Source organism: Spiroplasma endosymbiont of Polydrusus cervinus (genome assembly GCF_964019755.1).
Taxonomy (GTDB): Bacteria; Bacillota_I; Bacilli_A; order Mycoplasmatales; family Mycoplasmataceae; genus Spiroplasma.
Window position 1 is genome coordinate 168323 of sequence record NZ_OZ026469.1, and the last position, 14641, is coordinate 182963.

The window sequence follows — 14641 nt, forward strand, 5'->3', positions numbered from 1 at the left end:
TAACATATTTTACTTGGGTATTTTGTTTATTATACTCTTGTGAAATGTTTTGAAAATTGCTTGTGGGAATAGTGTGCAGTGGTGCTGTTCTCTTTTTAATAAAAAAAGAGAACAGAAGGGAAACAAAGGAAATGAAAAAATTACTAAGCTTATTAACTATAACTACGCTGGCAACGAGTGTTCCGGCTCCGTTATTAGCCAACACAGTACAAACTCGCACCAAACGCGATGTTGGAACAACTGAAAAAGATGTCACAGATGGATTACAAATAAAAATGGAAAACGGCAAAAATTTAAATTTTAATTGAAAATTAATTTCCAAAACAATTGGTGGGAGAGAAATAGAAAAAAAATACGATAAGTGATATTTTTTTATAGTCCCATACAATTATATTCCCAACAATGTTGTTAAATTTAATTCAAAATGAGATGTTTTAACTTTAGGTGGTAACATAAAATTTAATGGTTATTACTTTCCCTTCAAACATGTTAAAAAAATGTATCGCTGGGATGGCGTTGGCGAACCTAATTTACCCGAAATAAATTCTAGTACTGGTGAAATAACAGATTGAAAAGATAGTTCTTTATTTCAAAAAGGAATTTCGTTTTCACTTGCTGATGGTTCTAAAACGGCGACTTGGTCTAATGTTGGAATGCGGTTGACTGTGGATGGCGAAACAAACATCAATATCAATAATCCGAATGTTGAAGAAGTTTATTGAGATAGTGCTAAACAAAATATGTTAGAATACAAAGTAAATATCAATGTGAAATCATCAACAAGTGAAAAGACTCATAAATTAGTTATCAAATATAATATAAATGGCACTAAATACACAAGTGAAGATATTGATGTTGTTGTGGCAGCAAAAATTAACCAACCAAGTCCAATAGTTCCAAAACAGTTAAGCGAGTTAATTAATAACACTACCTTAGGAAATATTACCAATAACAATGATGACACTATCAAGGCAAAAATAATTAAAAATAATTCGCTTGATATTGATTTTTCTCAAATTGCAATTGAAAAAAAAGATATGCATTCGGCAACTTTAAAAGCACGCGATGTTAGCAGAAGTTATCAAGGTTCAGTTGTTGTAATTTACAACGTTGTACCAGCAACAGTGGTTGATTTAAAAATTTATTTAACATCATTGGCAAGTGGTGTTCAAATTGATAAAGATTATTTAGCACAACTTGGCAAAAGTAAAATGACAAACAAAGTTGATACATTTTATTATGCGAATGGGAAAAGTGTTATTAAAATCAAACAACCACCAACTGGCAATAACATAACTGGGGTTGTGTATGGCTGTGATGAGCAATGAAATAAAACAGCACAATCAAGTACTATTGACCAAACAAATGGTTTAGAGATTGATAAGGGACAATATGGTTCAGTTGATGGTCGTTATTTAGTTGAATTACAACATAAAGATTTACCAACGCATACTAAAACTATTTATCTGCAAGTATCAGATAAACAAAAAGTGCCTCATTATTTTGACACTGATAATGGCAAACAGTTTGAACAATGAGCAGAAGATAACGGATATAAAAATATCCGTGGTTCTAGTGCTAGTCAGTTAAATAATTTGTTTGAGTTGTCGAAGACTTGAAAGCAGAGCTTAGCCCACTTAGACCTAAAATTAGATAACTTTGTTGTTTATAACATTCAAAATGTTACCCAAGATGAAATTGATACTTATAAAACAAAACTCCTTGCTAGTGTAAAAGCACAAGTTGAAAAGTATGTCCCTGATGTTGTAGAAAACATCGATTATGCTATTAACGCAAATAATCTTGTTGCGGGTGATTGAACTACGGGCAAAGATGTCAAAATTCAAGCGGTCGATGATAGCACAAAACTGTTGAGTTTTACTACCAAAACTATTCCAACACAAATAAAACACCAACCAACAACACCTGAGTCAACACTAAACAATGACAAAAAAGGATTAACAGGTTGAGCGATTGTTGGTATTATTGTTGGTTCTTTATCGGGACTACTGCTTCTTGGTTGATTATTGAAAAAATTTGTAATTACACCATTTATTTGTGAACCAATCCGCAAGAAAAAAGCGAAAGCGTTTGCTGAAAAAACCGCAAAAGACATCGCTCAAATGAAAGCTGACGAAGCTGACGAAGAAGCCAAACGAAAAGGAGAAAAATAAATATGAACTGTAAATTGTAAATAAAATTATATAAAAAAATATATTTTATTGTTAATTTAGCCCTTAAAACGCGTAATAAGAGCTATTTTTCAAGATAAAATTCTTAAAATAATTCGTAATTTTGCTTGTATATATATAATGCAGGTAAATCTTGATAAAAAGTTTCAAGATTAAGAAAAGGAGAAAAACAAGGATGAAAAAATTACTTAGTTTATTGAGTGTATTAACAATTAGTGGAACTGCTGTACCAATAACAATTGCTGCTAGTCCGTATCAGAAACAAGAAAAATTAAATATTGAAACTAATTATAAACAAATAAATAATTTAAAAAGATGTAAATTGTATACTGTAAAACTAAATCATAAAAAGTTAATAAAATTATAACAAATTAAAAATAAAAAAAACAATTTTTAAAAATTGTTAAAAAGTTGAAAAAACTGCTAAACCGACACTATAATCACATTCATGGCTAAGTGAAACATGCACAATTTCATTTTGGGCTAAAGATAATCCTTCAACCAATAAATTATTATCATCCTTTAAATAAATCGTCACTTCGTTTAAAATTACCCTAATATCAAGGGCTTTAACTACGGCCTCTTTGACCACTCAACGTCCAGCTAAAAATTGGCGTCGGGCATTTTTATCAAAAAAAGTTGTATATTGCTTTAATTCAACTGGACTTAATAATTTTTTAACGAATGCGGTTGATAACTTGATTCGTTTATTTTGAACAATATCAATCCCAACATTTTTAATCATAATTTTTTCCTCCGTTTTATATCTATTAAGATGTATACTGTAAAACTAAATCATAAAAAGTTAATAAAATTATAACAAATTAAAAATAAAAAAACAATAATCACAAAAAATATTAAATTAAAAATATTGTTTTTAATATTAATTTTATAATTGGCATTATGTACGATGAACCTCCAAAAAATAAATTTTACTAATCTTAACAAACACTAATTTAATTTAAAAAAATTTTTTTAAAATATTGTCTTGATGTAAAATTTTCCAAGCAAGGTCTAATTGTGGTATTTAATATTTCTAAAATAGATGTTAATCTACTAAAAATATTAATTAATGGCTCATTTTAACCCAAATCAACGCCTTATATCTCTATTTATTCTTTCTACTAATTCTTTCTGACAAGGTTTACCAGAATCACAAAAATAAACTCTTATTTGAAAATGTTTTTCTATTGATTTTCATCTATAAAATTCTTTTCCTCTATCGGTTAAAATACAACTAAATTTACTAATACCAATTTGTTTAATTATTTCCATAATCATTTAAAAATTGCTTATAATCTCTAATATTAAGCAATTTTCCACGATTATCATTTTGTTTCCTATTTTTGTTGGTCGCATGGAAAAAAGAAGGGTTTTGAAAAAAACTAAGAAATTGAATAAGAATAATAAACCATTTTAGTAAGTGGTATATTTATTTATAAAACCATAATTATAGATTAATTTAATTGAAATAGAGAAAAGACAGCATCTTATTTATAAAACAAAAAACTTTATAGCAACTTTTTGATGTCCTCTTTAAGTTGTTTGAATATTTATTAAATATCTTAGAAGTCTTTATAAAAAATGTACCTGTTTTTTCTCCTAATTTAAGGTGTTGTCTTTTCTCTGTTCCATTTATATTAATTTCTATTGGCACACTTAATTATTTATTAAAAAATTAATATTTAATATACGATCTTTGAAAACTTAATAGTATTTTTCAGTGTGCCAATTTTTACTATTTTGCATATTTTAAATGTTCCAAAATTTATTTTTACTATATATTTAATATATTTATTTAAAAGACAGAGAGATAAAGAGATAAAAAATAAAATATTAATATTTCTCTCACTCTCTCTCATAAATAATTAGTTAATAACAAAATTAATATATTTGTTAATAAATAAATTAGAGTAAAAGTAAGTAAAAAGTATTAATAATATATTTATTTCAATCTCTATCATAAACAAACAATATAAATATATTAAATTAAATATTTTTGATAAACATATCTTAAAATTATATATAAAAAATAATGTTAAAAAAATATTTAATAATTTTAGTTAAATAAAAAATAGGATGATAATTTAATGAAAGAATTTAAGACTAATTTAGGTAAGTTAATAAATAATGATGCTTTATCTTTTGTCAAAACATTAGAAAATGATAGCGTTGATTTAATATTAACTGATCCACCTTATTTATATGATTTACCAACAAGAAAAAAAGAACAAATAAATTATGGCGAAATATCAAAAAGTATAAATAAATATATTAACGCTATATATGATAATAATTTACATAATTCATTTGATATAAATACTTATTTAGATGAATTTTATCGAATTTCAAAAAATAAATTTATGTTAATTTGAATGAATAGAAGACAAATTAAAGCTTACTTAGATTGAGTTTATAAAAATAATATGAATTTTGATTTTTATTTTTGAGAAAAAACAAATCCAATGCCAACTAATAATTTTATTTTTCAAGATAAAGAATATTGTATGATTATTTATTCTAAAAAAAATCCAATATCAAACTATATAAAAAACTATGAAAATAAAAAAACAATATTTAAAAACCCAATAGGTTCATCTTATAAAAAAACAGAACACCCAACAGAAAAACCATTAAATATATTTGGCGATTTGATTAAAAAACATAGCAAAGAAAATGATATAATTTTAGATCCTTTTATGGGAAGTGGTACAACCGCATATGCTTGTGAACAATTAAAGAGAAAATGACTAGGTTGTGAAATAAATAATAATTATTTTGCAATTATAGAAAAAAGATTAAATAAAATAGAACTTAAATTAAATTTTTAAAAAATGAATAACTTTCAATTAATTAAAAAAATAAATTATGTGGTAATTTTAATTGCCATGACGGTTGTATTATCACAAGTAATGCAAATACAAGTTATTTCAAGAACATCAATTCCATTATTTTTAATCCCCATTTTTGTAGGCGGATTTATTTTAAATTGATATTGGTGTTTCTTAATTGGATTTATGGGACATTTATTTTCTATCTGATTTAACATTATGAGGTTTTACTTTGGGATCATTATGTTGAAATATTGGTACGGGTTTATTGGCAATTTTAATTAAACTAATTAATTGAATAAAAATAAATCATATTATTAAAATTATTCTAATTTTATTAGTAAACATAATTATTTATTTTCCGATTGATTTTATACTTTTTTGATTAAATCTTGCGATTTTAAATATAGAACAAATAATTATCGGAATATTAATTACAAATACCATATGTTTACCAATTTTCTATTTTATAACATTAAAAATAATCAAACTATTTAATAGTAAATAACGAAAGGAAGAAATAAAAAATATGGAATTAATAACTATAAAAGAATTAATAACTAAAAATGATATTGAAGATGAAAAAATAAAACTAAGGAATTCACTTAATGATTCTTTAAATTGTTTGAAAGATTTTATATCAAAAATAACTGATAAAAATAATATTGATTATTTTAATTCTTTACAAAATAAAATCATTAATTACACAATTAATAATAAAAAAGATGCAGATAATGGTAGCGAATTAAAGTCTATTTTAAAAATAGAAGAAAAAAAATACTTAAATCCACTTTCTTCATCAAAAAATATTTTAAATCAAGTAAGAAGAATTTTATTATTATTTGAAAAAGAAATTAGCAATAAATTTAAAGATTTAACAGATGAAATTTTACAAAAACAAATTTATTGGTATGAAAAACAACAACAACTAATTTTAGAAAATAAGAATTTAACTAATAATGTTGGAATTATTGATCAATTAATTAGTGAAAATGAATTAAAAATTAGAGGATTAAAACAAAAAAAGAATATAATATTAAAATAATTGACATTGATAAAGTTCCTAATAAATTTATTAAAAAAGAACTTGATACGACTAGACTGCACCCTGTTTAGTAAGTATTAATAAAAAGGTCAATAGACTGCACCCTGTTTAGTAAGTATTAATAAAAAGGTTTACAAACTTTCATTTATTATATATTTTTCTTTTTGGTTTGAATATTATTTATTTCATTTTTTAACATCATTAATATATTCATTATGAGATTTATAATTTTTATTATGGATTGTTCCTTTTTTAAGTAATGAATGAAAACTCTCAATAATAATATTGTCTGCACAATGATAATTTTTACCCATTGAAATTATAATTTTGTTATCTAAACATTTACTATTGTAATCTTTAGATGTATATTGATATTCGTGATCTGAATGAATTATTATTTTATTTAAATCTTTTTTTATTTTTTTAATTTTATTAATTGCATCATTTAAATTATCAATTACAAGTTTGTTATTATTAAATTTTGATCATTTTACATCAATAATTTCTTTAGTATATCCATCAAGTATTGTTGATTGATAATGTTTTTTACCATTTCAAATTAAATAAGTTACATCAGTAAATAAATTGAAAATCTTTCTTTAATATCATTAAAATTACGATTTATTAAATCAGGATATTTAATTATATTTTTATTTCTATTTTGTTTTATTAATATTTTTCTACGCATACGCTTTACATATTCAGCTTGAATATTATTTTCTTTCATAATTCGCAATACTTTCTTAGCATTATAAACAATGCCATAATCTTCTTTTAAATATTTGGTAATTCGACGATAACCAAATTGTTTTAAATTTTCTTCATAGACTTTTACAATATTTTTTAATGATTCGCTATCCTTACCATTACTTGAATAATTTTTATATTTATCTCAATAACTACGCTTTAAATCTGTTATATCAAGTAATAAATTTAGTGGATATTTATTAATGTTTTCTTTGATAAAAGATACAATTTTTCTTTTATTTAATTGTAAAAGTCATGAAGCTTTTTTAGTAATTCATACCTAACTTTGTAATAGTTTAAATCTCTTTTTTCAAATGATTCTTTTGGACCTTTATTGGTGTTTAAAATTCCTTTCTTAAAATTTTCATACCATGAAGCAACAGTTTTTTATTAATTTGATATTTTTTTGCAATAAAACTTATACTATTATTTTTAACCTCTTATACTATCATTTTTCGAAAATATGCTGTATATTTATTAAATTTTTGTCCTTTTCTTGCCATATAAAAATGCACCTCCTTTAAAGTTTAGCAAAGACTTTTTTTCTTTACTTACTCTTTTGGGTGCAGTCTACTATATATATATTGCATTTTCCTTTTTAAATAATTCATTATCTTTTAATTTTTCCAAATTTACTCTTTTATTAAAATCTAATCTTTCATATTTTTTCACACTTTACCTCCTAAAATACTTAAAATGTTATAATTATTGTGCAATAATTATAACATTTTAAGTATTTTAGGAGCAATCGGATTAACAGCAACAAGTACAACATCATTAATTAGTTGCGAAAAACCAAATAATAGTGAAAACGGGGAGTAATAAAAACCAGAACCCAAACCACAACAACCACCAGTTGGAAGTAATTGAAAGTTAATTGAAAATTGTAAATTACGCGGGATAATTTATTCTTTACTTTTTAATTTCAATATCATTTGCAATCTTATTGACAGTATTAATAATAATATCTTTACCATACTTTTTCACTAACAACCGCAAAATTAAATATTGCTTTATTTGCATAATTTCAACCTCCTATAATTAACTTAAAAATTAACTTATAAAAAGTTAACTATTAATTTAGTTAACTTTTTGTGATTATTGTTTTTTATTTTTAATTTGTTATAATTTTATTAACTTTTTATGATTTAGTTTTACAGTATACATATCTTAAAAGACGAAAGGAGGTAAAAATGGCTAATATTAAATCACAAATTAAAAGAGTTAAAACTAATGCAAAAGCTAATTTAGCAAATAAATCTTTTAAATCATCAGTAAAAAAAGCAATTAAAAAAGCTGAAATTGCAATTAACGCTCAAGAAACAAACACACCAGAATTAGTTAATACTGCAATTAGTTTAGTTGACAAAGCAGTTACTAAAGGAATTTATCATGCTAATAAAGCCGCTCGTGTTAAAAGTAAATTAATGCTTAAAGCACAATAATTTTAAAGCCTTTTTAACAAAAATAATAAGTTTGTATACTGTAAAACTAAATCATAAAAAGTTAATAAAATTATAACAAATTAAAAATAAAAAACAATAATCACAAAAAATATTAAATTAAAAATATTGTTTTTAATATTTATTTTTAAAATTATAAAATTAAACACAACAAAAAATAAATTTTACTAATCTTAACAAACACTAATTTAATTTAAAAAAATTTTTTTAAAATATTGTCTTGATGTAAAATTTTCCAAGCAAGGTCTAATTGTGGTATTTAATATTTCTAAAATAGATTTTAATCTACTACGAATATTAATTAATGGCTCATTTTGACCCAATCAACGCCTTATATCTCTATTTATTCTTTCTACTAATGCTTTTCTGGCGAGGTTTACCAGGATCACAAAAATAAACTCTTATTTTAAAATGTTTTTCTATTGTTTTTCATCTATAAAATTCTTTTCCTCTATCGGTTAAAATACAACTAAATTTACTAATACCAATTTGTTTAATCATTTGGCGTTCTGTGCGATTAACCGGCAAAAAATAATCTCACAAGAATTGTTTTTTGCCGGTTCATCGCACAGAACAGGACGCCCATCAATAATGTTCCTTTCCAATTAAAAATTATGATGTTTATTAGGATTTATACAAATAAATTATACTATATCTTGACTAAGAGCACCATTAAAATTAAAAAAGTTTGCTCACTATTAATTAATAGTGAGCAAACTTTAAAAACACAATTATTTCTTCATTTTTTCAATTAATTTTTTTATTTTTTCATTACAACTTGAATAAACATCAGATAAACTACGTTTTTCAATCATCGCCTTAATCATTTGTGAAATTAAATCAGCAATAGAAATAATTTCTAAACCATCAAATAAACGATTCTCATTAATATCAATTGTATTTGTAACAATAACTTTTTTAACTGTCCCATCTTTAATAACTTCAGTTAAACGCTCTTTTGCTGGTGGTGAAAATACCCCATGACAAGCTAGTAAATACAATGCTTTTGCCCCATTTTGTTTCAATGCTTTCGCTGCATTGCAAATTGTTCCAGCCGTATCAATCATATCATCAACAATAAAACAAACACGATCTTTAACATCCCCTAAAATAAATTGAACCTCGCTAACATTTGATTTTGGTCGGCGCTTATCAATTACCGCAATATTCCCAGCTAAATTCGCTAAGCGATCAGCGACATTCCGTGCCCGAACTAATCCGCCATGATCTGGTGAAACAATTGTTACCTCTTCTTTAATGTGGTCTTCTTCAATTTTCCGCATAATTCTTTTTACTAGTTCTTGAGTTAAACGTAAATCATCAACTGGTACATCAAAAAATCCCATTGATTGTGACGAATGTAAATCAACAGTCATTACCCTTGTTGCCCCAGCTGTTGTTAACATATTTGCTACTAATTTACACGTAATTGGTTGACGACCACGGGCCTTACGATCTTGACGAGCATACCCAAAGTAAGGGATTATCACATTAATACTTTGAGCGCTGCCACGTTTTAACGCATCAATGGCAATTAATAACTCCATTAAATTTTCATTAACTGGTCAAGATGTTGATTGAATAATATAAACATCCTTCCCGCGTACCGAATTCATTGCACGTACCAGAATCTCACCATCAGCAAAACGAATTGTTTCCATTTCTTGCCTTTTAACACGTAAAATTTTACAAATTTCATCAGTTAATTTTATTCCCGCGGATAGGCCATATATACTAAAACTTTTTTCTTCCATTAGTCCTCCTTTAAACATTTAAGCTCCAATAAAAAATTATAAATTGAATTTATACCTATTATTATATACATTTCCATAATGAATTAAACAAACTTTTATCATAAAAATGCTATAATTAAAAAAGAAGGTGATAAAATGACACAAAAAAAACAAGCAAAAGATATTATTGATAATCTTCGCCCTTACATTAATCAAGATGGTGGTGATATTGAATTTGTAGAAGTTAAAGATGATGTTGTTTATGTTCGTTTAGCAGGAGCATGTGTTGGCTGTGGTTTAATTGATTCAACAATTAAAGATGGCGTAGAACAAATTGTTAAACAAGAAATTCCTGATATTAAAGCTGTTGAAGTTATTATGTAACTTCTTTTTTTGTATTGTAAAATATTACTTAAAAAAATAATGAGGCATAGAACCTCATCCTAAAGTTTATTAAGTTTATCAACACGAAGATTATGACGTCCAGCATCAAATGCAGTATTTAAAAACATTTCAACAATTCAAATCGCATTTTGATTGGCAATAACTTTAGCCCCCTGATGCTAAAACATTAACATTATTGTGTTCGCGAGCTAATTTTGCTAACACTGTTTCATTACATAATGCTGCTCGAATCCCCTTTACTTTATTTGCTGCAATTGAAATTCCAATGCCTGTTTCACAAATCACAATTCCAATACTATCTTGCTCTTGGATTACTCTTTCCCCAACAGCTTGACCAATATCAGGATAGTCAACTGCCGTCACACTATCTGTTCCCAAGTTAATAATTTGATGCTTTTGTTCGGTTAAATATTTAAAAATTGTGTTTTTTATTTTTAATTTGTTATAATTTTATTAACTTTTTATGATTTACTTTTACAGTATACAAAATATTTTATTATTAATCTAGCAAGATATAAATTTGCCGTTTGTATCTACACAGCGCCACTTATTTATCAAAACAACAATTAAAAGAATATTTAATTGAAATAGAAAATTATAATTTAAAATTTGAATTAATAATTTATAGAAAAACAAATGATGCACTTAGTAATAATATATATCGTAAAGATAAAGAATTATGTTTATATATTTATAATAAACCAATTTCTTTGGATAGGTTACAATAAGTTGGACCATATTTATGTGGACTTTCAAATAAAATATAATTATGAAGAAAGTGGGAATTGATCTACTGGTTACTAATATCACGAAAGGACAAAAAAAATAAAATACCTTTTACTTTTTTATTTTTAAAATAATTAGTCGGAAGATTGATATAATTAAAGAACAGGGAACAAAGGCGTAAAGGAGTAGTGAGACAATGTTTAAATTAACATCAAATTATTTACCAGCAGGTGATCAACCATTAGCAATTGAAAAATTAACTACCAATTTATTAGCAAATAAAAAGCATCAAGTTTTATTAGGAGCAACTGGAACGGGAAAAACATTTACGATGGCTAATGTTATTGAAAATTATCAAAAGCCAACGTTAGTAATGGCCCATAATAAGACATTAGCAATGCAATTATATGTTGAATTAAAAGAAATGTTTCCCAATAATCGTGTTGAGTATTTTGTTTCAAACTTTGATTTTTATCAACCAGAAGCTTATTTACCAGGGAAAGATTTATATATTGATAAAGATGCTCGCCAAAATATGGAATTAGATATGATGCGGTTAAGTGCTTTTAATGCGTTAACAACACGTAAAGATGTGATTGTTGTCGCATCGGTTGCTGCGATCTATGGGGCGCAAGATCCAAATGAATATAAAAAATCTTTTCTTCAAATTGATCGTAATCAAAAAATTAGTAAAAAGGATTTAGCTAATTTTTTAGTATCATCAGGATATGCCCGTAATGATATTGAATTAATTCCCGGTAGTTTTAGTGCAAAAGGGGATGTTATTAAAATTGTTCCAGGATGAAATATTAAAACTTTTATCCGCATTGATTTGTTTGGTGATGAAATTGATGATTTAGCTTATATTGATGGAATAACAGGTGATGTTACCCAACGGTTATCAACGGTAACAATTTTTCCAGCGCAAGATTATATTATTTCACCAGAACGGTTAGTCAAAGGAATTAAACGAATTGAAGCGGAGTTAAAAGTTGGGTTAGAAGAATTAAAAGCAGATGGAAAAATTGTTGAGTTTCAACGATTAAAACAACGGACAGAATATGACTTAGATTCCTTACGAGAAAGTGGCATATGTTCAGGGATTGAAAATTACTCGCGTCATTTAGATTTACGTTCAGAAGGGGAAGCCCCTTATACTTTGATTGATTTTTTTGGTGATGATTTTTTAACTATTATTGATGAGTCCCATATGTCATTACCCCAAATTCGGGCAATGTATAATACTGATCGAAGTCGAAAAGAAACATTAGTAAATTATGGCTTTCGTTTAAAAAGTGCATTGGATAATCGTCCTTTAAATTTTGATGAATTTAATCAGAAATTAAAAAATATTATTTATGTTTCAGCAACACCCGGTGATTATGAGGTCCAATTGGTTGATCACAAAGTTGCTGAACAAATTATTCGACCAACGGGTTTATTAGATCCAACTGTCGAAGTAAAATCAACAACAGGGCAAATTGATGATATTATTGAACAAGTAAAAATCCGTTGGAAAAAGAATGAACGGGTGTTTATTACAGCGTTAACAATTCGAATGTCTGAAGATTTAACAAGTTATTTACAAGAACAAAATGTTAAAGTTGCCTACTTACACAGTGAATTAAAAACCTTAGAGCGTACTCAAATCTTACTTGATTTACGAAAAGGTGTTTATGATTGTATTGTGGGTGTTAACTTAATTCGAGAAGGAATTGATATTCCAGAAGTTTCGTTAATTTGTATTCTTGATGCGGATAAGCAAGGCTTTTTACGTAATGAACGTAGTTTAGTTCAAACAATTGGTCGGGCAGCGCGGAATGCGGAAGGGCATGTTATTTTATATGCTGATACTATTTCTGATGCAATGCAAAAAGCAATGCAAGAGACAGCTCGTCGTCGTCAAATTCAGGAAGCATATAATTTAAAATATCATATTACGCCAACAACAATTATTAAAAGTATTCGTGATTATAGTAATATTAAACGCCAAGAAGATAAATTACAGAAGATTAAAAATAAAAAATCAAAAGAATATCAAACAGCGAAAACAGCATTATTAGCTGATTTACGAAAAGAAATGTATGAAGCAAGTAAGAAACTTGATTTTGAACGCGCCGCGGAATTACGCGATATTATTATTGAAATTGAAGCAGAATAACAATTTGTGATAGTATTAATTTACAGGGAGAAACTGGGAATGACAAAGTTTATTGTAAAAGATATTGTTGATAAATTTTGCTATGAGGTTTTAGCAGGGAAAGATGGCATTAATCGGGCTGTTAAAATTTATGGCCTTAACCGGCCAGGGTTAGAATTAGCTGGCTTTGATTTTGAAAAAAATAATATTAATCGTCGGGTAATTTTATTATCAAATAAAGAACAATTATTTGTAAACACCTTAAGTGAAAAAGTAAAAAGAGAACGGTATGAATATATTTTAAATGAAAACATTCCGATGATTATTTTAACGGAAAAGTTTACGGATAAAATATTATTAGAAATTGCGGAAAAACATAGTTGTCCCGTTGCCCGTGCTAGCAATATTACAACAAGTCGTTTATACCAACTAATCTTAGAATTTTTTGATGAATATTTTGCTCCAGTAACAGAAGAGCATGCTTCGTTAATTAATGTTTTTGGGAAAGGAATTTTATTAAGAGGAAAATCTGGGATTGGAAAATCAGAAATGACATTGGAATTAATTAAAAAGAATCATTTATTTGTTGGGGATGATCGTATTATTATTCAGCAGCGAAATAATCGTTTATATGGGCAATCCCATGAAATGTTAAAAAATTTAATTGAAGTTCGTGGCTTAGGAATTTTAGATTTAAGTAAAATTTATGGTTTACAAGTGTTATTAGATGAAACAAAAATTGATTTAGTGATTGAATTAATTCATTTAGACGATGAACAATATAAATCAATTGATCGGTTAGGGACTGAATATAAATATATTAAAATTTTAGATACAAAAATCCCAATTATTACGATTCCAGTTACCTATGGTCGGAATGTTAGTGAATTGGTTGAGACGGCAGTTTCAAAATTGAAGTTAGATGAAGCGGGAATTTCTTCCCTAAAAAAATAGACTGCACCCAAAAGAGTAAGTAAAGAAAAAAAGTCTTTGCTAAACTTTAAAGGAGGTGTATTTTTATATGGCAAGAAAAGGACAAAAATTTAATAAATATACAGCATATTTTCGAAAAATGATAGTACAAGAGGTTAAAAATAATAGTATAAGTTTTATTGCAAAAAAATATCAAATTAATAAAAAAACTGTTGCTTCATGGTATGAAAATTTTAAGAAAGGAATTTTAAACACCAATAAAGGTCCAAAAGAATCATTTGAAAAAAGAGATTTAAACTATTACAAAGTTAGGTATGAATTACTAAAAAAGCTTCATGACTTTTACAATTAAATAAAAGAAAAATTGTATCTTTTATCAAAGAAAACATTAATAAATATCCACTAAATTTATTACTTGATATAACA

18 protein-coding genes and 2 pseudogenes are annotated in these 14641 nt (G+C 26.1%); 11 read left to right on the forward strand and 9 right to left on the reverse strand.

Annotation, left to right across the window (positions count from 1 at the left end; translation table 4 throughout):
• Window positions 1-131: 131 nt before the first annotated feature.
• Window positions 132-2174: a spiroplasma phage ORF1-like family protein gene (locus tag AACK78_RS00950; RefSeq protein ID WP_338955705.1), complete on the forward strand. Its 2043-nt coding sequence runs from the start codon at window positions 132-134 to the stop codon at window positions 2172-2174.
• Between the two features lie 193 nt (window positions 2175-2367).
• Window positions 2368-2559, forward strand: coding sequence for a hypothetical protein (locus tag AACK78_RS00955; RefSeq protein ID WP_338955707.1), 192 nt, complete (start codon window positions 2368-2370; stop codon window positions 2557-2559).
• A gap of 36 nt (window positions 2560-2595) precedes the next feature.
• On the opposite strand, the gene AACK78_RS00960 is transcribed toward AACK78_RS00955, so the two are convergent.
• The gene (locus AACK78_RS00960; protein WP_338955709.1) at window positions 2596-2937 is read right to left on the reverse strand and encodes a holo-ACP synthase; all 342 of its coding nucleotides are present in this window, start codon (window positions 2935-2937) and stop codon (window positions 2596-2598) included.
• A gap of 320 nt (window positions 2938-3257) precedes the next feature.
• Window positions 3258-3467: a hypothetical protein gene (locus AACK78_RS00965; protein WP_338955711.1), complete on the reverse strand. Its 210-nt coding sequence runs from the start codon at window positions 3465-3467 to the stop codon at window positions 3258-3260.
• Between the two features lie 815 nt (window positions 3468-4282).
• On the opposite strand from AACK78_RS00965, the gene AACK78_RS00970 reads away from it, so the two are divergent.
• On the forward strand, window positions 4283-5023 hold the full coding sequence (locus AACK78_RS00970; protein WP_338955713.1) for a site-specific DNA-methyltransferase: 741 nt from the start codon (window positions 4283-4285) through the stop codon (window positions 5021-5023).
• A 35-nt stretch (window positions 5024-5058) separates the two neighbouring features.
• On the opposite strand, the gene AACK78_RS00975 is transcribed toward AACK78_RS00970, so the two are convergent.
• Window positions 5059-5241 carry a hypothetical protein gene (locus AACK78_RS00975; RefSeq protein WP_338955716.1) on the reverse strand — a complete coding sequence of 61 codons (183 nt, stop codon included), beginning with the start codon at window positions 5239-5241 and terminating at the stop codon, window positions 5059-5061.
• A gap of 311 nt (window positions 5242-5552) precedes the next feature.
• Between AACK78_RS00975 and AACK78_RS00980 the strand changes: the two genes are divergently transcribed.
• Window positions 5553-6068 (forward strand): hypothetical protein, encoded by a 516-nt coding sequence (locus AACK78_RS00980; RefSeq protein WP_338955718.1) that lies wholly within the window; start codon window positions 5553-5555, stop codon window positions 6066-6068.
• 176 nt (window positions 6069-6244) lie between these two features.
• Here AACK78_RS00980 and AACK78_RS00985 read toward each other — a convergent pair whose 3' ends face one another.
• The 3 genes and pseudogenes from AACK78_RS00985 to AACK78_RS07230 form a co-directional block, all read right to left on the reverse strand.
• Window positions 6245-6382: a hypothetical protein gene (locus AACK78_RS00985; RefSeq protein ID WP_338955721.1), complete on the reverse strand. Its 138-nt coding sequence runs from the start codon at window positions 6380-6382 to the stop codon at window positions 6245-6247.
• A 254-nt stretch (window positions 6383-6636) separates the two neighbouring features.
• The gene (locus tag AACK78_RS00990) at window positions 6637-6795 is read right to left on the reverse strand and encodes a hypothetical protein (RefSeq protein WP_338955723.1); all 159 of its coding nucleotides are present in this window, start codon (window positions 6793-6795) and stop codon (window positions 6637-6639) included.
• 21 nt (window positions 6796-6816) lie between these two features.
• A pseudogene (locus tag AACK78_RS07230) lies at window positions 6817-7089 on the reverse strand (hypothetical protein); the annotation flags it as partial.
• A 434-nt stretch (window positions 7090-7523) separates the two neighbouring features.
• On the opposite strand from AACK78_RS07230, the gene AACK78_RS00995 reads away from it, so the two are divergent.
• Together AACK78_RS00995 and rpsT are read left to right on the forward strand one after the other, a co-directional pair.
• A complete protein-coding gene (locus tag AACK78_RS00995; protein WP_338955725.1) occupies window positions 7524-7637 on the forward strand; it encodes a lipoprotein in 114 nt (37 codons plus the stop codon).
• A gap of 371 nt (window positions 7638-8008) precedes the next feature.
• On the forward strand, window positions 8009-8260 hold the full coding sequence (gene rpsT, locus AACK78_RS01000; protein WP_338955727.1) for a 30S ribosomal protein S20: 252 nt from the start codon (window positions 8009-8011) through the stop codon (window positions 8258-8260).
• 206 nt (window positions 8261-8466) lie between these two features.
• On the opposite strand, the pseudogene AACK78_RS07235 reads toward rpsT, so the two are convergent.
• Window positions 8467-8782 (reverse strand): annotated as a pseudogene (locus AACK78_RS07235) (IS30 family transposase); the annotation flags it as partial.
• A gap of 227 nt (window positions 8783-9009) precedes the next feature.
• Entirely contained in the window at window positions 9010-10032 is a 1023-nt protein-coding gene (locus AACK78_RS01015) for a ribose-phosphate pyrophosphokinase (RefSeq protein ID WP_338955733.1), read from the reverse strand.
• 135 nt (window positions 10033-10167) lie between these two features.
• Between AACK78_RS01015 and AACK78_RS01020 the strand changes: the two genes are divergently transcribed.
• Window positions 10168-10395: a NifU family protein gene (locus tag AACK78_RS01020; protein WP_338955734.1), complete on the forward strand. Its 228-nt coding sequence runs from the start codon at window positions 10168-10170 to the stop codon at window positions 10393-10395.
• Window positions 10396-10560: 165 nt separating this feature from the next.
• Here the strand turns inward: AACK78_RS01020 and AACK78_RS01025 are convergent, their stop codons facing one another.
• Window positions 10561-10794 (reverse strand): RpiB/LacA/LacB family sugar-phosphate isomerase, encoded by a 234-nt coding sequence (locus tag AACK78_RS01025; RefSeq protein WP_338955735.1) that lies wholly within the window; start codon window positions 10792-10794, stop codon window positions 10561-10563.
• A gap of 149 nt (window positions 10795-10943) precedes the next feature.
• Between AACK78_RS01025 and AACK78_RS01030 the strand changes: the two genes are divergently transcribed.
• The 4 genes from AACK78_RS01030 (at window position 10944) to AACK78_RS01045 (ending at window position 14567) form a co-directional block, all read left to right on the forward strand.
• Window positions 10944-11144, forward strand: a complete 201-nt coding sequence (locus tag AACK78_RS01030) for a hypothetical protein (RefSeq protein WP_338955737.1) — start codon at window positions 10944-10946, stop codon at window positions 11142-11144.
• A gap of 194 nt (window positions 11145-11338) precedes the next feature.
• Window positions 11339-13303, forward strand: a complete 1965-nt coding sequence (gene uvrB, locus AACK78_RS01035) for an excinuclease ABC subunit UvrB (RefSeq protein ID WP_338955739.1) — start codon at window positions 11339-11341, stop codon at window positions 13301-13303.
• Between the two features lie 39 nt (window positions 13304-13342).
• Window positions 13343-14236, forward strand: coding sequence for an HPr(Ser) kinase/phosphatase (gene hprK, locus AACK78_RS01040; protein WP_338955741.1), 894 nt, complete (start codon window positions 13343-13345; stop codon window positions 14234-14236).
• Between the two features lie 67 nt (window positions 14237-14303).
• Complete coding sequence (locus AACK78_RS01045; RefSeq protein ID WP_338954390.1) at window positions 14304-14567, forward strand: transposase family protein; 264 nt, start codon at window positions 14304-14306, stop codon at window positions 14565-14567.
• The last annotated feature ends 74 nt before the right edge of the window (window positions 14568-14641 follow it).